Below are 21,253 nucleotides of genomic sequence, written 5' to 3'. Positions count from 1 at the left end.
TGGACATGAGCGAGTTCATGGAGAAGCACACCGTCTCGCGGCTGTTCGGCTCCCCGCCCGGCTACGTCGGGTACGAGGAGGGCGGCCAGCTCACCGAGAAGGTGCGGCGCAAGCCGTTCTCGGTGGTGCTGTTCGACGAGATCGAGAAGGCGCACCCGGACATCTTCAACAGCCTGCTGCAGATCCTGGAGGACGGCCGACTGACCGATGCCCAGGGCCGCATGGTGGACTTCAAGAACACCGTCATCATCATGACGACGAACCTGGGCACCCGGGACATCTCCAAGGGCGTGTCGATGGGCTTCGCGCGTCAGGGTGACGAGCAGGGGTCCTACAACCGGATGAAGGCGAAGGTGCAGGAGGAGCTCAAGCAGCACTTCCGGCCGGAGTTCCTCAACCGGGTCGACGACATCGTGGTGTTCCACCAGCTGACCCGCAAGGAGATCATCCAGATCGTGGATCTGATGATCGCCAAGGTGGACGAGCGGCTGCGCGACCGCGATATGGGCATCGAGCTGCGGCCCGAGGCCAAGCAGCTGCTGGCCGAGCGCGGCTACGACCCGGTGCTCGGTGCGCGTCCGCTGCGCCGCACGATCCAGCGGGAGATCGAGGACGCGCTGTCGGAGAAGATCCTGTACGGCGAGCTGCGGGCCGGGCAGATCGTGATCGTCGGTACCGAGGGCGAGGGCGAGGACGCCACGTTCACCTTCCGGGGTGTGCCCAAGCCGACCGGCGTGCCCGACAGCCCGCCGCCGATCGAGGGCGCGGTCAACTTCAACAAGGACTGACGTCCGCCACGCGAGCCGGTCAAGGGCCCGTGCCGACAACGGCGCGGGCCCTTTCGCGTTCGGCGGGCCCTAGGCGGGCAGGGCGTAGCGGCCGTCGTCCAGGGGGTCCACCAGGCCGTCGGCCACGAGGCCGTCCAGGGCGCGCTCGCGTTGGACGGGGTCGGACCACACCACGTCCAGCGCCGACTTCTCCACGGGGCCGTCTGCGTCGCGCAGGACGGCCAGCAGGCGGCCCCGGCACTGCCGGTCGGTGCCCGCATACGTCTGGCCGCGCCGGGGCGGGCCGTCGTAGGCGGGACGGCCGGCGGCGTGCCAGGCGCAGGACGACAGCACCGGGCAGTCCACGCAGCGGGGCGTACGGGCCGTGCATACCAGGGCGCCCAGCTCCATTACGGCCACGGACCAGCGGGCCGCGGTCGGCGGATCGGCGGGCAGCAGCGACTCGGCCAGTCGGACCTCGGCGGCGGTCTGCGAGCGCGGCGGGAACTCCTCGCCGGAGACCAGGCGCGCCAGCACCCGCCGGACGTTGGTGTCGAGCACGGCATGCCGCTGCCGGAACGCGAAGCTGGCCACCGCGGCGGCGGTGTAGGCGCCGATGCCGGGCAGCGCCAGCAGATCCGCATGCGACTCGGGGACCCGCCCGCCGTGCCGTTCCACGATCGCGCGGGCGCTCTCGTGCAGGCGCAGCGCCCGGCGCGGGTAGCCGAGGCGGCCCCACGCGCGCACCGCCTCGCCGGACGGCTCGGCGGCCAGCGCCGCCGGCTCCGGCCAGCGCGCCATCCACTCCCGCCAGACCGGCAGCACGCGGGCCACGGGGGTCTGCTGCAGCATGATCTCGCTGACCAGGACGCCCCACGGGGTGGCGTCCGGCGCGCGCCACGGCAGGTCCCGGGCGTTGGCGGCATACCAGTCGAGGATCGGCTCGGTGTAGGCGGTGTTCATGACGACTCGCCATTGTGGCACGGCGGGTCGCCGGTCCGGCCCGGGTGCGGCTCCCGCGAGCGGACGCTGCGCCGCGGCATCCCGCACGTCGAGACGGTGACCTGGGACCGCAGGCGTTCGACCGGCGACTGCCGGGCCACAGGGCTGACCGCCCGGCCCGGCACCTACGTCGCCACGGTGCGGGCGGACGGCCTGCGGCCCGCCAGGCGGGTGTTCCACCTGCGTTGAGGGTACGGCGGCCCGGCCGTCTCGGGGACGGCCGGGACGTCACACGTAGCGTTCCAGGATCGAGGACTCGGCGAGGCGGGACAGGCCCTCGCGGACGCTGCGGGCCCGGGACTCGCCGACGCCGCCGACCGCCTGCAGGTCCTCGATCCCGGCGGCCAGGAGCTTCTGCAGGCCGCCGAAATGCTCGACCAGCCGTTCGACCACCATGCCGGGCAGCCGCGGCACCTTGGCCAGCAGGCGGTACCCCTTGGGGCTGACCGGCAGGTCGAGGGCGTCGGGGCCGGAGAAGCCCATCACCTCGGCGACCGTGGACAGGTCGAGCAGCTCGTTGGCCGACAGCCCGTCCAGCGCCTCCAGCACCGCGGCCACGCCGCGGGTGCGGGCGTCCTCGGACGGGTAGTCGCGCACGATCAGCTCGCGGTCGACGTCCACCCCGGACACCAGCTCGTCCAGCTGCAGCGACAGCAGCCGGCCGTCGGTGCCGAGCTCGACCACATAGCCCTCGATCTCGTCGGCGATGCGGCGGACCATCTCCAGGCGCTGGACGACCGCGCTGACGTCCCGCACCGTGACCAGGTCCTCGATCTCCAGCGCCGACAGCGTGCCGGACACCTCGTCCAGCCGCAGCTTGTAGCGTTCGAGCGTGGCGAGCGCCTGGTTGGCCTTGGACAAGATCGCGGCCGAGTCCTCCAGCACGTAGCGGGTGCCGTCGAGGTACAGCGCGATGATGTGCATCGACTGGCTCACCGAGATCACCGGATGGCCGGTCTGCCGGGCGACCCGCTCGGCGGTGCGGTGCCGGGTGCCGGACTCCTCGGTGGGGATCGTCGAGTCCGGGACCAGGTGCACCGCGGCGCGCACGATCCGCGTGTGCGTGTCGTCCAGGACGATGGCCCCGTCCATCTTGGCCAGCTCGCGCAGGCGGGTGGCGGAGAACTGCACGTCCAGTTCGAATCCGCCGGTGCACAGGTCCTCGACGAGCTTGTCGTAGCCGAGGACGATAAGGGCTCCGGTGTGCCCCCGCAGGATGCGCTCCAGTCCGTCGCGAATCGCGGTGCCCGGGGCTACCGCGGCGAGCGTGGCGCGGCGTCGTTCGTCATGACCCTTGTCGTGTGTTGGCACCTGGCCCCCGGAGGTCTCTGGTCGGCGTCAGTTTATCGAGGAGCCCGCGGACGGGTTTCTCCCGTGGTTGGTTGTCCCCCTTCCGGCCGAGAGGGATGCCGCCCGTCACGCCGTACTGGCGGCCGCGGGCGGGTCCTGCTTCGCCGACTCCGGGCCGCCGCGTGCGGTCCTGCGTGGTCTCCACAGGCCGGCGCCGCCGCTTCGGCGGCCCTGGAGATATTACGCGGGTCCCTCCGTCCCGGTCATGTGACCCGAACCGGTCGCCGGGGGCGGTCAGGGGGCGGTGAAGGCGACCTGCAGCGCCTGGGTGAGGCTGTCGACCTCCATGACCTTCATGCCCTCGTAGCTGGTCAGCAGCGGGTCGGCGCGCTTGAGCGGCGTGCCGTCGCCGAGGTCGAGGGAGCCGCAGGGCACCACCGCGTACTTGAACCCCAGCCGGGCGGCCTCGGCCAGCCGGCGCTGGACGCCCGGCACGACCCGCACCTCGCCGGCCAGGCCGACCTCGCCGAGCGCGATGAGCTGGGCCGACAGCGGCTGGTCGACGGTGGACCCGGCGACGGCCAGGGCCAGCGCCAGGTCGACGGAGGTCTCGGTAAGCCGGACGCCGCCGACCGTGGAGACGTACACGTCCTGCTCGTGCATGGAGATCTTGCAGCGCTGGGCCAGCACCGCCAGGACCATGGCGACCCGGGAGGAGTCCAGGCCGGAGGACGCGCGGCGCGGGGACGGCAGGTAGGACTTGGCGACCAGCGCCTGCACCTCGGCGACCAGCGGGCGGCGGCCCTCCAGCGTCACCGTCACGCAGGTGCCCGGGACGGGTTCGTCGCGGCGGGTCAGAAACAGCCCGCTGGGGTCGGCCACCCCGACGATGCCGACCTCGGACAGGTCGAAGCAGCCGAGCTCGTCGGTGGGGCCGTAGCGGTTCTTCACCGCGCGGATCATGCGCAGCCGGCTGTGCCGGTCGCCCTCGAAGTACAGCACGACGTCGACCAGGTGCTCCAGCAGCCGCGGCCCGGCGATCGCGCCCTCCTTGGTGACGTGGCCGACGAGCACCGCGGTCATGCCGCGCTCCTTGGCCACGCGGATCAGGTTGGCGGTGACCTCGCGGATCTGGGTGACGCCGCCGGGCGCGCCGTCGACCTCGGCGCTGCCGATGGTCTGGATGGAGTCGACGACCAGCAGCGCGGGGTCGACGGCTTCGATGTGGCCGAGCACCGCCGACAGCTCGGTCTCGGCGGCCAGGTACAGGTCGTCGGTGATGGCGCCGACCCGGTCGGCGCGCAGCCGCACCTGCTCGGCCGACTCCTCGCCCGTCACGTACAGCACGGGCGTGCGGCCGCCCCCGGGTGCGTCGGCCGGGCCGCCCTGCCGGGGGACGGCGCCGCCGCCCGTCTGCGCGCCGGGGGCACGCCCCGCACGGCCGCCGCCGGACGCCTCCCCGGCGCCGGTGGAGGCGAGCGCGGCGACCTCCAGCAGCAGCGTGGACTTGCCGATGCCCGGCTCCCCGGCGAGCAGCAGCACGGCTCCGGGCACCATGCCGCCGCCGAGCACGCGGTCGAGTTCGTCCAGGCCGGTGGGGCGGGTCTGCGCCGCCCGCACGTCCACCTGGCCGATGGGGCGGGCGGGTGCGCTGACGGGCCCGGCGGACACCACCCGGGGCGGTGCGGCCGCGCCCGCCTCGCCGACCGAGCCCCAGGTCTGGCACTCGCCGCAACGGCCCACCCACTTGGAGGTCTGCCAGCCGCACTCCGAGCAGCGGTAGGTGGCCTTCGCCGTCTTCGCCTTCGCCATGGCCCGAACAGTACGGGCCGCGGCCGACACTCCGCGCGTCCGATGCCCTCGCCGGCCTTGCCCGGCGGTAAAGGATTGCATCACTGTCGGTAATCGACTGATGACGTCGCGTGTGTCGATCACGTATGGTCGGTCCGGTCGTGTGCTTCTGGTGGGAGGCCGCGTGGTCGTCCGCGGCCCGATCGAGAGGACCGGTGATCATGCGGGGGAGACGGGTACTCGGCGTCGGCGCGGTCACGGCGGTGCTGCTGGCGGGCATGCCGGCGGCGGCCGGGCACGCCCGGACGGCGGCGGGCGAGCGGTACGTGGCGCTCGGCGACTCCTTCACCGCCGGGCCGCTCATCCCGCGCCAGACCGGCACACCGGTCGGCTGCCTGCGTTCCAATCGCAACTACCCGTCGCTGGTCGCCGCGCGGCTGCGGCTGCGGCTCACCGACGTCAGCTGCACCAGCGCCCGCATCCGCAACCTGACGGCGCCGCAGCGCACCCCGCTGGGCATCAACCCCCCGCAGCTGAACGCGCTGACGCGCAACACCGCCCTGGTCACCGTGGGCATCGGCGGCAACGACGCGGGGTTCGCCGAGATTCTGGCCGCCTGCGGCCTGGCCAGCACCACCAACCCGCTCGGCGCGCCGTGCGCCCAGCGGTACGCCGACGTCTACAGCGAGCGTCCCGACAAGGTCCGTCCGCTGCTCGACGGCGCGCTGCGCCGGATCCGCGCCCGGGCGCCGCGCGCCCGCATCATGGTCGTCGGCTACCTGCGGCTGCTGCCCGACGCGCCGGGCTGCTGGCCGGCGGTCCCGGTGGCGCGGGGCGACCTGGCGTTCCTCAACCGCCTGCACCGCGACCTCAACCGGGTGCTGGCCGAGCGGGCCCGCGCCCACGGCGCCGACTTCGTCGACGCCTACGAGGGCGGCGAGGGCCACGACATGTGCGCCCCGGCCGGACGCAGGTGGGTCGAGGGCATCCTGCCGTCGAACGCGGCCGCGCCTGTGCACCCCAACGCCGCCGGCATGCGTGAGGTCGCCGACCGCGTGGTGGACGTCCTGGCCAGAAGCCGCCTGGACAGCAGCCGCCTGGCCTGAGCCGGGCCGGCCACCCGGCCCAGGCCGCGGCGCGCGAGGCGGCGACGCGCGGGTCAGGCCGCGGCGGAGGACTTGCGGACGCGCTCGATGAGGTCGCCCAGGTGGCCGGTGACGACGTCCGGACGTTCCAGCATGGCCATGTGACCGGTCGTCGAGATGACCTCGAGGCGCGCCGACGGCACACACTCGGCGATCTTGATGCTGTGCTCGACCGGGGTGAGGCGGTCGTTCTCCGCGCCGATGACCAGCGTGTCGGCGGGGGCCAGGGTGGCGCACTCGCTGATCACCTCGGTGCTGATCATCGAGTGCAGGAAGTCGAACAGCGCGTCCATGCGGGTCTCGGCGAGCATCTGCTCGCTGAACTCCAGCGCGGCCGGGCTGGCGTCCGGGCCGAACGCGATGAGGTCTTCGACCAGTAGCGAGCCGCCGCGGCCCAGGTGGCGCACCTTCTCGATGAGGGCCGCGCCCGCGCCGGCCGCGCGCAGCGCCGGGGGGACCACCCGCTGCGTGGTGCGCGCCAGGAAGGCGGGCAGGCCCAGCGGGGCCTGGCCGAGCCCGCCGGACGACGTGCACACCAGGGCCGCGCCCACCACCTTGCCGCCGATCCGGTCGGCGTACTCGTCGGCGTAACGCATGATCGTCATGCCGCCCATGGAGTGGCCGACCAGCACGACCGGGGTCTCGGCGGGGACGGTCTGGTCGATCACGGCGGCCAGGTCGTGCGCCAGGCGGGGCAGCCCGTAGCCGGCGCGGTCGCCGCCGTCGGAGCGGCCGTGGCCGCGCTGGTCCCAGAACACCAGGCGGGCGCGGCCGCGCAGGGCCTTGCGCTGGAAGTGCCAGGAGTCCTGGTTGAGCGTCCAGCCGTGGCAGAACACGACCGCCAGGTCGGTGCGGTCCTCGCCGTCGATCTCGGCGTACAGCCGGGTGCCGTCGTCGGCGCGCACCGGCACGGGGCGGCCGCGCAGGGAGCCGAACGGCTCCGCGGCGTAGGGGTCGGGGCGCATGCGCAGGCGGCGTACGGCGCGGCGCTGGGCGGCCAGTCCGGCGCCGGCGGCGCCCGCGCCCAGCGCGGTGGCGGTGAGGATGGCTCGGCTCGTCCGTGCGGTACGGCCCATGTCGGGTCCCCTCCCGTCGAGGTGGCGATGGCGGTTGGATTGTTGTACAGCGCGTCCACTGGCGGCCAGACCTGACGAACGGGTGTGACCAACCAGTCAGTAACCGTCGGGTGACCTCGGCGCCGTCTCCGCGCCGCCCGCCGGTGCGGCGCCGTGCGCGGACCCGGCGCCGGGCGCCGGGCAGGGCGCCTCGGGCGGCGCGCGCTGGGCAAGGCGCGTCAGGCAGGGGACGTCGGGTGCGGCAGCCGGGCGGGGCGCGTCAGGTGCGGCGCCACCAGAGGTTGACGGCGTAGTCCACCTCGCAGCCCTCGTGCTCGCGCAGGAACTCCTCGGCCAGCTCGGCGGGGAACTCGATGCGCAGCACGGCGGCCAGGTCGTCCCGGTCGGCGAACGACCAGCGGATCATCAGCGGCTCACGGGCGAAGCCCTGCCGGGACCAGAACCGCTCGACCGCGGCCGGGTCGTAGGAGGGCAGCCAGCGCCGGAACCAGCGGCCGAACGTCGAGCGGGTGGCGTCGTTGTCGATGATGAAGATCGCGCCGCCGCGCCGCACCACCCGGGACAGCTCGGCCAGCCCCGGTTCGCAGCCGGGGCCGAAGAAGTACGCCCACCGCGCGTGCGCGACGTCCACCGAAGCGTCCGGAAGCGGGATGGACTGGGCGGCGCCGACGCGGACCGCGACGTTCGGCAGGTCGCGCACCCGCCGCCGGGCCGCGGCGGCCAGCGCCGAATGCGGCTCCACGCCGACCACCCGCGCCGCCTCGCGGGCGAACCGCGGCAGGTGGAAGCCGGTGCCGCAGCCGAGGTCGAGCACCGTCGCCCCGGCCCAGGGACGAAGCTGCCACATCGCCGACTCCAGCGCGCCGTCGGGGTCCACGGCACGGTTCTCGATCTCGTAGACCTGGGGGAAGTTCCAGATGTTGGGGCTGGGCACGGCGCCCGCAGCGATCTCGGCCACGAGGACAGAGCGTAGTCATCCGGCGCCGCGCCAAATAAGATCACCTGGGTCGGAGGGTAACTTCGGACGTCCGGGCGCATAGGCTTTGCGTTGCGTGAGCGCCGTCGGCGGAGCGGAGCCCCGGACCGGGGCCGGGGGCCGCCGAAGCCGGTCCGGCCCCAAAGAGCGATCCGAGGGGCGGGACCGCGGACGGACCCCGGGACGGGTCGGCCCGCTGCTCCGGTCCGTGCGGCGGAGCGCACGACGGACACCCGAGCGACAAACTGCCGAGCGACATTATGGCGAGGGAGCCTTGACCCCGCAGCACAACGGCGCCGTTCCGCCCGCGATCCGCGTGCCGGACGCGCCGATCACGCTGTCCACCGCGTCGGTCTATCCGGAGAAGGTGCCGAGCGCCTTCGAGATCGCGGCGCTGCTGGGGTACGACGGCGTGGAGATCATGGTGTCCACGGACGCGTCCTCGCAGGACCTCAACGTTCTGCGCCGCCTGTCGGACTACCACCAGGTGCCCATCCGCTCGATCCACGCCCCGTGCCTGCTGCTCACGCAGCGGGTGTGGGGCCGCGAGCCGTGGGGCAAGCTGGTGCGGTCCAAGGAGGTCGCCGAGGCCCTGGGCGCCGATGTGGTCGTCGTCCACCCGCCGTTCCGCTGGCAGCGCGAGTACGCGCGCGAGTTCGTCCAGGGCCTGGCCCGCATGCAGGACGAGACGGACGTCCTGTTCGCGGTGGAGAACATGTTCCCGCTCAAGGCCCGGGGCGCCGAGGCGGGCATGTACGCCCCGGACTGGAACCCCGTCAACCAGGACTACCCGTACGTCACGCTGGACCTGTCGCACACCGCGGTGTCCGGCTCGGACGCGATGGACATGGCCGGGCGGCTCGGCGAGCGGCTGCGCCACGTCCACCTGGCCGACGGCGTCGGCGTCACCAACAAGGACGAGCACCTGGTGCCGGGGCGCGGCAACCAGCCGTGCGGGCCGTTCCTGGAGCGGCTGGCCGCCGACGGCTACCGCGGCCACATCGTGCTGGAGGTCAACACGCGCCGCGCCAACAGCCGCGCCGAGCGCATGGAGGACCTGGCCGAGGCGCTGGCGTTCGCCCGTCTGCATCTGGCGGCGGCCGCCCCGGACGAGCAGGCGCGCACCTGGGAGGTCACCCCGGGCGGTGAGATCTCCCCGCGGGGAGCGTGATGATCGAGGTTGCGCGCCCCGAACGCGACCGGGGTGACGCGGGCGACGCGGGGGAGCGGCCGCGCGGGCGCGCGCGGCGGGGCCCGGGGCGGCGGCCCGGGCCGTCCGAGACCCGCGACCAGATCCTCGACGCGGCCCGCGCGCTGTTCGCCGAGAAGGGGTACGACGCCACGTCGCTGCGGTCGATCGCCCGGGCGGCGGGGGTCGATCCGGCGCTGGTGCACCACTACTTCGGCAACAAGGAGGGGGTCTTCACCGCGGCCATGCGCTTCCCGGTGGACCCCGGCGAGTTCCTGCCGCGCATCATGGCGACGCCCCGCGAACGGCTCGGCGAGGCGATGGTCCGCACGTTCCTGACGGTCTGGGAGGACGACGCGCGGCGGGCCCCGATCCTGGCGATGCTGCGCTCGGCCATGACCAACGAGCGGGCCGCGGTGGCGGTGCGCGAGTTCCTGGCCTCGGCCCTGTTCGGCCGGGTGGCGGAAGCGGGCCAGATCCCCAGGCTTCGGCTCAACGCGGCGGCCGGCCAGTTGATCGGCGTGATGTTCCTGCGGTACGTGCTGCGCGTCGAGCCGATCGCCTCGGCCGGCCGCGAGGAGCTGGTGGCGCTGCTGGCCCCCGTCATCCAGCGCTACCTCGACGAACCCTCCTGACCTGCCCGCGATTCCTTGACTCGGGACATGCACGGACTTAATTTCAACACATGATGAATTCTACTGCTCCGGCGGTGCGCGTCGCCGGCCTGCGGGTGCGGCGGGGCGGCCGGGAAGTGCTGCACGAGGTGACGTTCGAGGTGCCGCGCGGCTCGATCGTCGGCCTGCTGGGCCCCAGCGGATGCGGTAAGACGACGCTGATCAGGTCCATCGTCGGGGTGCAGATCGTCACCAGCGGCACCGTGACCGTGCTCGGTGAGCCCGCGGGCGCTCCCTCGCTGCGGCGCCGTGTCGGCTACGCCACCCAGCAGCCCGCCGTCTACGCCGACCTCAGCGTCACCGAGAACCTGCGCTACTTCGCCTCCGTACTGGGCGCCCCGCGGTCGGACGTGGACCGCGTGGTCGCCGAGGTCGGGCTCGAACGCCAGCGCGACCAGCTCGTCGCCACCCTGTCGGGCGGGCAGCTCGGCCGCGCCAACCTGGCCGTCGCGCTGCTCGGCGCGCCCGAGCTGGTGGTGCTGGACGAGCCGACCGTCGGTCTCGACCCGGTGCTGCGCCAGGAGCTGTGGGCGCTGTTCCGGCGGCTGGCCGACCGCGGCGTCACGCTGATCGTCTCCAGCCACGTCATGGACGAGGCGGGCCGCACCGACCGGCTGCTGCTGATGCGCGAGGGCCGGATCCTGGCCGACGGCACCCCCGCCGAGCTGCGCGCCGCCTCCGGCACCGACGACCTGGAGCAGACGTTCTTGAACCTGATCAGCGAGCGGACGGAGGCCCGGACGTCATGAGCATGGTGATCACCCTGGCCACCACCCGGCGGATCCTGGCGCAGCTGCGGCACGACTACGGCACGATCGGGCTGATGGTGGGCGTGCCGAGCGTGCTGATGATCCTGCTGCGGTACGTGTTCGACCAGCCGACGCTGTTCGACCGGATCGGGCCGATGCTGCTCGGCATGTTCCCGTTCGTGATTATGTTCATCGTGACCAGCGTGGGCACGCTGCGCGAACGCGCCGGCGGTACCTTGGAACGGCTGATGACCATGCCGATGGGCCGCCTGGACCTGCTGGTCGGCTACGCGCTGGCGTTCGGCGTGCTGGCGCTGGCGCAGGTCGGCGTGGTGCTGGCGATCTCGCTGACCTGGCTCGGCCTGGACCTGGCCGGGTCCGGGTGGGCACTGCTGCTCGTGGCGGTGCTGGACGCGCTGCTGGGCATGGCGCTGGGTCTGTTCGCCAGCGCGTTCGCCCGCAGCGAGTTCCAGGCGGTGCAGTTCATGCCCGCGTTCGTGCTGCCGCAGGCGCTGCTGTGCGGGCTGATCATGCCGCGCGACCAGATGGCGTCCTGGCTGGAGGCGATCTCGGACGTGCTGCCGCTGACGTACGCGGTGGATGCCATGCAGCAGGTCAGCCGGGAGCCGGACGTCGGCGGCGAACTGGTGCGCGACATCGTGGTCGTCGCCGGGTGCACGCTGCTGGCCCTGCTGCTGGGCGCGGCCACCCTGCGCCGCCGCACGCCCTGACGCCCCGGGCGGAGCACGCCGTGACGTCCCGCCGACGCGGGCCGTAACCAACGTCACGCGCGCTGACCGCCACCGGACGTCATACGAGGTAAACCTGCCTGTCTGGGGTGACTCGGCTGATAATCTCCGGCGCCATGACCCCCGAAGACCACCCCGGCTCCCAGGCGTACAGGCAGCACGGCGACGACCCGTTCACGCCCTCCGCCCCCACGGGCCAGGGAGGGGCGGCGGCCGGGCACGCGGCCTCCTCGCACGAGCCGCGCGGCCCGCACAACCCGGGCGGTCCGAGCGGCCCAGACGGGTCCAAGGCCCCGGACGACGAGTTCCTCCTGGGCGAGGGGAGCGGCCGGCACGCAGAGGGGCGGCGGCGCAAGAAGCGCTGGCCGCGGGTGCTGGCGGGCGTCGTGGTCTTCGTCCTGCTCGCCGTGGCCGGGGTCGCCGGGCTGGTCTGGCAGCGGCAGTCGTCCTACAACGGCAACATCGACCGGCTGCCCGGGACCATGCCCACCGGCGACCGGCCCGGCCCCAACGTGACCGGCACCGAGAACTGGCTGCTGGTCGGCTCGGACTCCCGCGCCGAGATGGGCACCACCGGCGAGGGCCGCGGGGTGTGGAAGCCGGGGCAGCAGCGGTCCGACACGATCATGCTGCTGCACCTGCCCGCCGACCGCAGCAAGGCCTACATCATCTCCTTCCCCCGCGACCTGTGGGTGGACATCGCCGACTACGGCAACCAGAAGATCAACGCGGCGTTCTCGTTCGGCGGCCCGCCGCTTTTGATCCAGACCGTGGAGAACCTCACCGGCATCCGCATCGACCACTTCGGCGCCATCGACTTCGAGGGGTTCAAGGCGATGACCGACGCGCTCGGCGGCGTGGAGGTCGACATCGCGCAGAGCGTCTACGACCCGGCGCGCAAGGTGTACTGGAAGGCCGGACGGCAGAAGCTGGACGGCGAGAAGGCCCTGCTGTTCGTCCGGCAGCGCTACAACCTGCCCAACGGCGACTTCGACCGGATCAAGCGGCAGCAGGCGTTCCTGCGCGCGCTCGCCCAGAAGGCCGCCGACAGCGGGACGATCACCAACCCGCTCAAGCTCGACCGCTTCCTCACCGCGTTCACCAAGTCGATCAGCGTGGACGACAAGGTGTCCGCGGGCGACCTGCGGTCGCTGGCGCTGAGCCTGCGCAACGTGCGCGCCTCGGACGTGGTGTTCATGACCGTCCCCAACAAGGGCAGCGCCATGCGCGGCAAGCAGAGCGTGGTGCTGCTGGACCAGACCAAGGGCAAGGCGCTGTTCGAGGCGGTGCGCACCGCCAAGATGGCCGAGTACGTCCAGCGGTACGGAGGGGTCAACAAGACCGGAACCGTCTCGTGATCGCGAGCCCTTCTCCGAGAGTTAACCTGGAGGCGCCGGGACAGCGGACAGGGTCGTCCCACCGGAGAAGGGGTCGCCAGTGCTTCGTCAGGCTCTCCTGGCCGCCTCCCGCAGCGGCGGCGTACGCAGGCTCGTCGAGACCGCTCCGTTCACCCGCGACGCGGTGCGCCGCTTCATCGCGGGCGAGACCATCGACGACGCCCTGCACGTCACCCGCGAGCTGACCGGCGAGGGGCTGGCGGTCACCCTGGACGTGCTCGGCGAGGACGTCCACGACAAGGCCCAGGCCGACGCGACCGTCAAGCACTACGTCGAGCTGCTGGGCCGGCTGGCCGACGCCGGGCTGGGCGCCCGCGCCGAGGTGTCGCTGAAGCTGACCGCCGTGGGCCAGGCCCTGGAGGAGGACCTGGCGCTGGAGAACGCCCGGCGGGTGTGCGCCGCCGCCCGCGCGGCCGGCACCTCGGTGACCCTCGACATGGAGGACCACACCACCGTCGAGTCCACCCTGCGCATCCTGCAGGAGCTGCGGCGCGAGCACCCCGACACCGGGGCGGTGATCCAGTCGTACCTGCGCCGCGCCGAGGAGTACTGCGCCGAGCTGGCCTACGAGGGGTCGCGGGTGCGGCTGTGCAAGGGCGCCTACGCCGCGCCCGAGCACGTCGCGTTCACCGACAAGGCCGAGATCGACCGGTCGTACGTGCGGTGCATGCGGATCCTGATGAACGGCAAGGGCTACCCGATGCTGGCCACGCACGACCCGCGGCTGATCAGCATCGCCGGCACGTTCGCGCTGGTCAACGACCGCGCCCCGGGCAGCTACGAGTACCAGATGCTGTACGGCATCCGGCCCCAGGAGCAGCGGCGGCTCGCCGCCGCGGGCGAGCGGGTGCGCGTGTACGTCGCCTACGGCGGCCAGTGGTACGGCTACTTCATGCGGCGGCTCGCCGAGAAGCCCGCCAACCTGCGCTTCTTCCTGCGCTCGGTGGCCACGCGCGCCTAGCCGCGCGGCCCCTCGATAGGCTGGCGTGGTCAGGAGAAACCCCACGTCAAGGTGCATAGATGATCGCGATTCTGGGTGCCGGGAAGATGGGCGAGGCGCTGCTGTCCGGCGTGCTGCGGGCCGGCCGCCGCCCCGCCGAGCTGATGGCCACCGTCCGCCGCGAGGAGCGCGGGGCGCTGCTGCGCGAACGGTACGGCGTCCAGATCGTCACCAACGTGGAGGCCGCCCGGACGGCGAGCACGCTGGTGCTGGCCGTCAAGCCGCAGGACATGGGGACCCTGCTGGACGAGATCGCCCCGCATGTCCCGGCCGGAGCGCTGGTGATCTCCATGGCGGCCGGCATCACCACTTCGTTCGTGCAGGAGCGGCTGCCCGCCGACCTGCCGGTGGTGCGGGTGATGTCCAACACGCCGGTGCTGGTGGACCAGGCGATGAGCGTGATCTCGGCGGGCTCGCATGCCGGCGAGGAGCACCTGAAGATGGCCGAGGAGCTGCTCAGCCCCGTCGGCAAGGTGGTGCGCATCCCCGAGTCGCTGCAGGACGCCGCCACCGCGCTGTCCGGCAGCGGCCCGGCGTACTTCTACTACCTGGTCGAGGCCATGGTGGACGCGGGCATCCTGCTGGGCATGCCGCGCGCGGCCGCGTTGGAGCTGGTGATCCAGTCGGCCGTCGGGGCGGCGGTCATGCTGCGCGACTCCGGCGAGCACCCGGTGCTGCTGCGCGAGGCGGTGACCTCGCCGGGCGGGACGACGATCGCCGCCATCCGCGAGCTGGAGAAGCACGGGGTGCGCGCCGCCGTCCTGGAGGCGATCGAGGCCGCCCGCGACCGGGGCCGCGAGCTCGCCGGCGGCTGACCGCCGGAGCGGTCCGCGCCGTGCCGCTCCGGAAATGTCGCTTCGCGATTGAGCCGATGCGCCGCGCGGACCGTGTTAGGGACATGGACATCCCGCTTCGCCTGCTCGTGGCCGCCGGACTGGCGGTCGACGCCGTCGTGCACTGGCGGTTCGCACCCGACATGAAGTTCGTGGAGGGTGGCAGCATCGGCGGTGACGTGCTGTTCCGGGTCCAGGCCGTGGCCGCCGCGCTGGCGGCGGTGCTGGTCCTGGTGCGGTCGCGCCGCTGGACGTATGCGGTCGCGTTCCTGGTGGCGGGCAGCGCGGTCGGTGCGCTGCTGCTCTACTACACCGTCGACGTGGGCGCGCTCGGCCCGCTGCCGAACATGTACGAGCCGGTCTGGTACGGCGAGAAGACCGCCAGCCTCGTCGGCGAGGGCATCGCCACGCTGGCCGCGCTGGTCGGGTTCTTCACCGTGGGGCGGTCGCCGCAAGGGCGGGGCGGACGGCCCGAGCCGGTCGCGGAGGACGGACGCGGCATCTGACGGGGGAGAGGCCTTCCCGCAGGGGGCGCCGTAGGGGCGTCGTTGGCCGAGGTTGGCGAGGCGCCTCCGCACTCCCCGCGGCCTTGTGCGCCAGGCGGGTGTGCGGAGGCGGCCTCAAGTCCTGTGGCCGGGCGGCCGTCCGCGGGCCCTCATGCGACGGCCTCGGTACCGGACGGGCCCCCGTCGCCGCCGCGGCCTCCGTTCGGGCGGCGGCCTCGCCTTGCCGCACGTCCTTTGCCCGCCGTGCGGCTGCGGGTGCGCGCCGTGCGACCTCCTCGGGCGGCGGGCGCGGCGAGGACCGAGCGGACGAAGCGGGCGGTCTCGTGCATCGCCGCGTCCGCCTCGGGCAGCACCCGGTTGAGCATCTGGAACACGTGCATCTGGCCGTTCCACACCTGCAGCAGGCAGTCGCCGCCGCCCTCGCTGATCGCTCCGGCCAGCGCCTCGGCCTCGGGCCGCAGCACCTCCCGGCTGCCGACCTGGATGAGCACCGGCGGCGTGTCGGTCCAGCGGCAGGACAGCAGGGCCAGCCTGGGGTCCCGCGGGTCCGCGGTGCCGACCACGAGCCGGGCGACGCGCCGGGCGGTGGACGCGCTGATGTACGGGTCGCGGGCGAGCCGCTGCTCGCGCGTCGACAGTTCGCAGGTCAGGTCCACCCAGGGCGAGAACAGCACCACCCCGGCGGGGCGCGGCAGGCCGGTGCGGCACAGCTCGCCGGTGAGGGAGGCGGCCAGGTGCCCGCCCGCCGAGTCGCCCGCGATGACGACGCGTTCGGCCGGGACGCCGTGGTCCAGCAGCAGCCGGTAGGCGGCCAGTGCGTCCTCCAGCGCGGCCGGGAACGGGTGCTCGGGCGCGAGCCGGTACCGGGGGACCAGGACGGGCAGGCCGGTGTCGGCGGCCAGGCGGGCGGTGATCGGCCGGTGGGTGCGCGGGGAGCACACGACGTAGCCGCCGCCGTGCAGATAGAGGATGGCGCCGTCGGACGCCTCGCCGCCTGCGTCGCGGGGCTCCACCCACTCGCCGATGACGCGGCCGGTGTCGTCGGGCAGGTCGTCGGCCAGGCGCACCCGCACGCGCGGGTCGGCTCTCACCAGCCGGGAGGCGATGTCGACCGTCGCGCGGGCCGTCCGGATGATCACGGCATGGCCGGGGACGTGGTGCACGATCGGCCCGATCGTCAGCCGCAGCATGCCGGAGATGGCCCGGCTGAGGGGGCTGGGGCCGCCGTCATAAGGAACCGCTTGCTGATGAATCGCCTGCCGGGCGGACCCGCCGGGAAGCGCACCGTCCGACGCCCCGCCGGCCCCGGACCCGTCCGGCGGCTGGGGTACATCATCAGCAATGAGATGTTTGTCCATCCGCTTCCCAAACGTCAGATTTCGCCCATGCTACGTAAAGCCTCGGCCAATGTCAGGTAGGTCACAGGGAAGTTTTCGCAGGTGACGCCCGTCGAGGACGGTGCAGCCGCGACGGCGCGGGCGGATCCGCACGCATGTGATTCAGACCACACCGTCTGACCTGGGGCGGGGCGATACCGTGAACGTCATGAGCAGCCCCGCGCCGTCTGCTGCCTCCGACAGCTGCGGACTCCAGGTCTTCTGGGACGACAAGCTCGTCTCCTACGACTTCGGCGCCGGGCACCCTCTCAACCCCGTGCGCGTCGAGCTGACCATGGCGCTGGCCCGCGAGCTGAAGGTGCTGGACGCGCCCGGCGTGCGGCTGGAGAAGTTCGACCCCGCCGGCGACGACCTGCTCGGGCTGGTGCACGAGGCGTCCTACATCGCCGCCGTCCGGGAGGCCGGCGCCACCGGCCGCGCCGACCTGCGGCACGGCCTCGGCACCCCCGACAACCCGGTGTTCGCCGGCATGCACGAGGCGTCGTGCCTGGTCACGGGAGCCTCGGTGGCCGCCGCCCGCGCCGTGTGGACCGGCCGCAGCCCGCACGCCGCCAACATCGCCGGCGGCCTGCACCACGCCATGGCGGGCGCCGCCAGCGGCTTTTGCGTCTACAACGACCCGGCCGTCGCGATCGCCTGGCTGCTCGGCCAGGGCGCCGAACGGATCGCCTACGTGGACGTGGACGTCCACCACGGCGACGGCGTCCAGGCCGCCTTCTACGACGACCCCCGGGTGCTGACGATCAGCCTGCACGAGACGCCGCGCGCGCTGTTCCCCGGCACCGGCTACCCCACCGAGACCGGCGGCAGCGGCGCCGAGGGCTCGGCCGTCAACGTGGCGCTCCCGCCCGGCACCGGCGACGCCAACTGGCTGCGCGCCTTCGACGCCGTCGTGCCGCCGCTGCTGCGCGCGTTCCGCCCGCAGGTGCTGGTCACCCAGCACGGCTGCGACAGCCACGCGCTCGACCCGCTGGCCCACCTGATCCTCAGTGTGGACGGGCAGCGCACCGTCTACGCGATGCTGCACCGGCTGGCGCACGAGACCGCCGGCGGCCGGTGGATCGTCACCGGGGGCGGCGGCTACGAGCTGGTCCAGGTGGTGCCGCGCGCCTGGACGCACCTGCTGGCAGAGGCGTCCGGACGGCCGATCGACCCCGAGACGCCCACCCCCCGGGACTGGCGCGATTTCGTCCGGATGCGCACCGAGCAGATCGCGCCGCTGCGGATGACCGACGGCACCCCCGTGGTCGAGCTGCGCACCTGGGCCGAGGGCTACGACCCGGCGAACCCGGTCGACCAGGCGGTGCTGGCGACCCGGCGGGAGGTCTTCCCCGAGCACGGCTTGGATCCGCTGATGCACGTGTGACCGCCGCCGCGCGTCCGCCGCGGCTCCGCGCATCCCGCCCGCGTGACCTCGGCGGCCGTGCCCGTCCGCCGCGACCTCGCCCCGCACCCCTGTGACCGCCCCCCTTGAGTGAATCCGTGAGCGAGAACGTGAGTGAGAATCTGACGCCCCCGTCCCGCGCCGAGCTGCGCACCCATCTGGTCCGCACGATGATCGCCGGTGATGTGGCCACGCCCCGGCAGAACAACCTGCGGCACTACCGGCGGATGGCCGCGGGCGACCCGTACTACCAGTTCGGCCTGGAGTTCAAGCGGGCGTGGACCGAGGCCGACGTGCTGGCGCTCATGGTGGAGCGCTGCGGCGTCAACCCCGACCCGCAGCACGTCTACGGGGACGACACGATCGACCCCGACCTGACCATCGACGCCCTGGAGTCGATGGGCGACCGGATCGGCCAGGCGGCGCGGCGCCGCGAGCGGGTGGTGCTGGCCACCGGGCACCCGGCCACGCTCACCCCGATCTACCAGGCCGTGTCCGCGGCCCTGCGGAAGGCCGGCTGCACGGTGCTGACGCCCGCCGAGGGCTGGACCTACGAGATCGAGCAGGACTACGGCGGCACCGAGCGGCGGCGGCTCGTCTACGCGCCGGGCGGCGTGGCGATGCTGGAGGACGACGGCGGCAGCACCCAGCACACCCACGACGCCGCCCCCATGGAGGCGATGTTGAGCGAGCTCGCAGCCGAATCGGGTAATTGGCCGGATCTGGCCATCGCCGACCACGGCTGGGCCGGGGCGGCCGGCCAGGCGGGCATCGACGCCGTCGGGTTTGCGGACTGTAACGACCCCGCGCTGTTCGCCGGCGCCGCCGAAGGCAAGATCCACACCGTGGTGCCGCTGGACGACGGCATATCTTCCCAGCATTACGCGCCTTTGACCGCCTATTTGCTGCACCGCGCCGGCCTGCTCTGAGCCTCGGTCCCGCCTCCCGCTCCTGACTCCGCTGACTCCGCCTGTCACTGTTTGTTACTCAATGACGGTAGAGGGGCGAATGTTTCGTTCGCTGGTGTGCGTTGGTGTTCGGGACGCCGGTCGCCGCCCGGTCGAGGCTCACATCCGATGGTCGCGAAACCCCCCGTGCCACCGTGTGACCCGCGGGGTGAAACCAGACTGTGGCCATCAAGACAGGTCGGGATACGCAAATGGGTGGAACTCCCCTCTTGCGACTGTCGGTGCACGATTTACGCTGGGGGAAGTACACGTGCGTGATCAAAGTCACCCAAAGGGCCGGTGCGCGGCACGTGTGGAAGAGGGCGTCCGATGAGCTCAGGCGAGCGACCTCTCAGTGAGGTCAGGTTCCTGACTGTGGCCGAAGTGGCGGCGGTGATGCGGGTGTCCAAGATGACCGTCTACCGCCTCGTCCACTCAGGCGAGTTGCCCGCGATCCGGGTGGGCCGCTCGTTCCGGGTTCCCGAGCAGGCCGTTCACGACTATCTGCGCGACGCGTTCATCGAAGCCGGATAACGGGGTAGGGCGGGGTCATGACCAATGACCTCGCCGTTCACCCGGTAGCCGGCCGCGCAGAGGACGCCAGCACGGGGGCAGGAGAACCGAGGAGACAGGGCACGACACGACACCGACAGGCCGGCGGCCACCCGGCCGCCGGAACCGGTGGGCGTGGTCGCGGGGTCCGCGCCGACCTCGCCGTCGGCGGGCGCGGGCGCACTGACGCGTGCGCCGAGCGCGCCGTCGGCTGCAGGCGGGCATGCGCCGGGCCCGTGATTCGTCACGCCCGCATGCATGCAGGGTCCCATCACCCGAGCGCCGCATGCCGCCACGCCGGTGCGCCGCCATGCGCGGTGCGGCACTGCACGGAGGACCGAGCCCCGGGCCGGGCGAGCGCCAGGGCGTGCACGCACTCCCCTCCGCGGGCGGGCGGCCCGGCACGTCCGGGCGGGCGACGGGTCGGCGACAGCCCGGATACGGGCGCGCCGGAGGGCGGGGGACCGGGAGCGGGCGGCACAGCGGTACGCTTTGTCAGCGGACCGTGCGTGACCGCCGGGCGCCCATGGGACATGGGGCCGGGTGGCGGCACGGCCGTTCTTTCCTGTCACCCGATTCTCCGAGCGAGGTCCCGTGGGCTCCGTCATCAAGAAGCGCCGCAAGAGGATGGCCAAGAAGAAGCACCGCAAGCTGCTGAAGAAGACACGCATCCAGCGGCGCAACAAGAAGTAAACACGCCGGCCATTCAGCCGTAAGGGGTGGGGCGCACAGTGTCTTCCATGCCCACCGCCGCGGCCCGCGTGGTTCTGGTCACGGGTGTGTCCCGGTTCCTGGGAGCGCGGGTCGCCAGCACCCTCCAGGCCGATCCCGGCATCGAGCGGGTCATCGGCGTGGACACGGTCCCCCCCACGACGCCGCTCGGACGCACCGAGTTCGTGCGCGTCGACATCCGCACGCCGAGCATCGCGAAGGTCATCGCCTCGGCCAGGGTCGACACGGTGGTCCACCTGAGCCTGGTGACCGCCCAGTCGGTTCCGCGGTCGAAGGTGAAGGAGCTCAACGTCATCGGCACCATGCAGCTGCTGGCCGCCTGCCAGCGCTCGCCGGACATGCGCAAGCTCGTCGTGCGGTCCTCGGCCGCGGTGTACGGCTCCTCGCCGATGGACCCCGCGGTGTTCACCGAGCGCGACGAGCCGGTCGAGGCGCCCGCCCACGGGTACGCCAAGGACGCCGTCGAGGTCGAGGGCTATGTGCGCGGACTGCAGCGGCGCCGTTCGGACCTGACGGTGTCGGTGCTGCGCTTCGTCAACTTCCTCGGCCCGGGCGTGGATTCGCCGTTCACCCGGTACCTGCGGATGCCGGTGGTGCCGACGGTGCTCGGGTTCGACCCGCGCCTGCAGTTCGTGCACGAGGACGACGGCATCGAGGTGCTGCGCCGGATGACCGTGGAGGACCATCCCGGCACCTTCAACGTGGCGGGCGACGGCGTGCTGCTGCTGTCGCAGGCGCTGCGCCGCGCGGGGCGCCCCTTCCTGCCGATGCCCGCGCAGTCGCTGTCGGTGCTGGGCGACATGGGCCGCAGGTTCGCCGGGCAGACCGGGTTCTCCCCGGAGCTGCTGCGGCTGCTGATGTACGGGCGGGTGGTCGACACCTCCCGGCTGGTGGCCGAGCTGTCGTGGCGGCCGAAGCACTCGACGGAGGCGGCGTTCGCCGAGTTCCTGTCGGCCCACGGCATGGGGCAGCCGGGGCCGCTCGGCCTGCTCGAACGGCTCGGCTCCGCGCTGGTGCGGCACTGACCGGCGGGGCACCGCGCGGCGGTGCCGGTCGCGGCGTTCACAGGCGGGCGCCGAAGGGAACGATGGGCCACA

General features: G+C 73.0%; 22 protein-coding genes. 16 read left to right on the top strand and 6 right to left on the bottom strand.

What is annotated here, in order from left to right:
* Window positions 1–788, top strand: a 788-nt coding sequence (locus QSK22_RS26945) for an AAA family ATPase (RefSeq protein ID WP_285497192.1), incomplete at its 5' end; no start/stop codon positions are given.
* Window positions 789–857: 69 nt separating this feature from the next.
* Here QSK22_RS26945 and QSK22_RS26940 read toward each other — a convergent pair.
* Window positions 858–1,730, bottom strand: coding sequence for an HhH-GPD family protein (locus QSK22_RS26940; RefSeq protein WP_285497191.1), 873 nt, complete (start codon window positions 1,728–1,730; stop codon window positions 858–860).
* A gap of 12 nt (window positions 1,731–1,742) precedes the next feature.
* Here QSK22_RS26940 and QSK22_RS26935 point away from each other — a divergent pair, with 12 nt between their 5' ends.
* A complete protein-coding gene (locus QSK22_RS26935; protein WP_285497190.1) occupies window positions 1,743–1,958 on the top strand; it encodes a hypothetical protein in 216 nt (71 codons plus the stop codon).
* Between the two features lie 39 nt (window positions 1,959–1,997).
* Here the strand turns inward: QSK22_RS26935 and disA are convergent, their stop codons facing one another.
* The gene (gene disA / locus QSK22_RS26930; protein ID WP_285497189.1) at window positions 1,998–3,080 is read right to left on the bottom strand and encodes a DNA integrity scanning diadenylate cyclase DisA; all 1,083 of its coding nucleotides are present in this window, start codon (window positions 3,078–3,080) and stop codon (window positions 1,998–2,000) included.
* Window positions 3,081–3,353: 273 nt separating this feature from the next.
* Window positions 3,354–4,871, bottom strand: a complete 1,518-nt coding sequence (gene radA / locus QSK22_RS26925) for a DNA repair protein RadA (protein ID WP_285497188.1) — start codon at window positions 4,869–4,871, stop codon at window positions 3,354–3,356.
* A 200-nt stretch (window positions 4,872–5,071) separates the two neighbouring features.
* Here radA and QSK22_RS26920 point away from each other — a divergent pair, with 200 nt between their 5' ends.
* Window positions 5,072–5,956, top strand: a complete 885-nt coding sequence (locus QSK22_RS26920; protein ID WP_285497186.1) for an SGNH/GDSL hydrolase family protein — start codon at window positions 5,072–5,074, stop codon at window positions 5,954–5,956.
* A 53-nt stretch (window positions 5,957–6,009) separates the two neighbouring features.
* Here QSK22_RS26920 and QSK22_RS26915 read toward each other — a convergent pair whose 3' ends face one another.
* Window positions 6,010–7,071, bottom strand: coding sequence for an alpha/beta fold hydrolase (locus tag QSK22_RS26915; RefSeq protein WP_285497185.1), 1,062 nt, complete (start codon window positions 7,069–7,071; stop codon window positions 6,010–6,012).
* Window positions 7,072–7,330: 259 nt separating this feature from the next.
* Entirely contained in the window at window positions 7,331–8,029 is a 699-nt protein-coding gene (locus QSK22_RS26910; protein ID WP_285497184.1) for a class I SAM-dependent methyltransferase, read from the bottom strand.
* 292 nt (window positions 8,030–8,321) lie between these two features.
* Here QSK22_RS26910 and QSK22_RS26905 point away from each other — a divergent pair, with 292 nt between their 5' ends.
* The 8 genes from QSK22_RS26905 to QSK22_RS26870 all read left to right on the top strand — a co-directional run bounded on the left by QSK22_RS26905 (window position 8,322) and on the right by QSK22_RS26870 (window position 15,144).
* Entirely contained in the window at window positions 8,322–9,218 is an 897-nt protein-coding gene (locus QSK22_RS26905; RefSeq protein ID WP_285497183.1) for a sugar phosphate isomerase/epimerase family protein, read from the top strand.
* The gene (locus QSK22_RS26900; protein WP_285497182.1) at window positions 9,218–9,871 is read left to right on the top strand and encodes a TetR/AcrR family transcriptional regulator; all 654 of its coding nucleotides are present in this window, start codon (window positions 9,218–9,220) and stop codon (window positions 9,869–9,871) included. The genes QSK22_RS26905 and QSK22_RS26900 overlap by 1 nt, the downstream gene beginning before the upstream one ends.
* A 50-nt stretch (window positions 9,872–9,921) precedes the next feature.
* Complete coding sequence (locus QSK22_RS26895) at window positions 9,922–10,659, top strand: ABC transporter ATP-binding protein (protein ID WP_285497181.1); 738 nt, start codon at window positions 9,922–9,924, stop codon at window positions 10,657–10,659.
* The gene (locus tag QSK22_RS26890; RefSeq protein ID WP_285497180.1) at window positions 10,656–11,390 is read left to right on the top strand and encodes an ABC transporter permease; all 735 of its coding nucleotides are present in this window, start codon (window positions 10,656–10,658) and stop codon (window positions 11,388–11,390) included. Before QSK22_RS26895 ends, QSK22_RS26890 begins: the two co-directional genes overlap by 4 nt.
* Before the next feature lie 134 nt (window positions 11,391–11,524).
* Window positions 11,525–12,766, top strand: coding sequence for an LCP family protein (locus QSK22_RS26885; protein ID WP_285497179.1), 1,242 nt, complete (start codon window positions 11,525–11,527; stop codon window positions 12,764–12,766).
* Window positions 12,767–12,845: 79 nt separating this feature from the next.
* Window positions 12,846–13,766: a proline dehydrogenase family protein gene (locus QSK22_RS26880; RefSeq protein ID WP_285497178.1), complete on the top strand. Its 921-nt coding sequence runs from the start codon at window positions 12,846–12,848 to the stop codon at window positions 13,764–13,766.
* A gap of 59 nt (window positions 13,767–13,825) precedes the next feature.
* Window positions 13,826–14,620, top strand: coding sequence for a pyrroline-5-carboxylate reductase (gene proC / locus QSK22_RS26875; RefSeq protein WP_285497177.1), 795 nt, complete (start codon window positions 13,826–13,828; stop codon window positions 14,618–14,620).
* Window positions 14,621–14,703: 83 nt separating this feature from the next.
* Window positions 14,704–15,144, top strand: coding sequence for a hypothetical protein (locus QSK22_RS26870; RefSeq protein ID WP_285497176.1), 441 nt, complete (start codon window positions 14,704–14,706; stop codon window positions 15,142–15,144).
* Window positions 15,145–15,293: 149 nt separating this feature from the next.
* Here QSK22_RS26870 and QSK22_RS26865 read toward each other — a convergent pair whose 3' ends face one another.
* A complete protein-coding gene (locus QSK22_RS26865; protein WP_285497175.1) occupies window positions 15,294–16,334 on the bottom strand; it encodes an alpha/beta hydrolase in 1,041 nt (346 codons plus the stop codon).
* 355 nt (window positions 16,335–16,689) lie between these two features.
* Here QSK22_RS26865 and QSK22_RS26860 point away from each other — a divergent pair, with 355 nt between their 5' ends.
* The 5 genes from QSK22_RS26860 (at window position 16,690) to QSK22_RS26840 (ending at window position 21,181) form a co-directional block, all read left to right on the top strand.
* Entirely contained in the window at window positions 16,690–17,907 is a 1,218-nt protein-coding gene (locus tag QSK22_RS26860; protein ID WP_285497174.1) for an acetoin utilization protein AcuC, read from the top strand.
* Window positions 17,908–18,047: 140 nt separating this feature from the next.
* Entirely contained in the window at window positions 18,048–18,854 is an 807-nt protein-coding gene (locus QSK22_RS26855) for a phosphatase (protein ID WP_285497199.1), read from the top strand.
* 348 nt (window positions 18,855–19,202) lie between these two features.
* A complete protein-coding gene (locus QSK22_RS26850) occupies window positions 19,203–19,406 on the top strand; it encodes a helix-turn-helix domain-containing protein (RefSeq protein ID WP_026414196.1) in 204 nt (67 codons plus the stop codon).
* Between the two features lie 612 nt (window positions 19,407–20,018).
* Window positions 20,019–20,117: a 30S ribosomal protein bS22 gene (locus QSK22_RS26845; protein WP_018654693.1), complete on the top strand. Its 99-nt coding sequence runs from the start codon at window positions 20,019–20,021 to the stop codon at window positions 20,115–20,117.
* Between the two features lie 47 nt (window positions 20,118–20,164).
* Complete coding sequence (locus QSK22_RS26840) at window positions 20,165–21,181, top strand: NAD-dependent epimerase/dehydratase family protein (protein ID WP_285497169.1); 1,017 nt, start codon at window positions 20,165–20,167, stop codon at window positions 21,179–21,181.
* Window positions 21,182–21,253: the final 72 nt, after the last annotated feature.

It is taken from the genome of Actinomadura sp. NBRC 104425 (assembly GCF_030269545.1).
GTDB lineage: Bacteria > Actinomycetota > Actinomycetes > Streptosporangiales > Streptosporangiaceae > Spirillospora > Spirillospora keratinilytica.
Note: the sequence above shows the minus strand (reverse complement) of the source record. Positions and strands in the feature narration are given on the sequence as shown.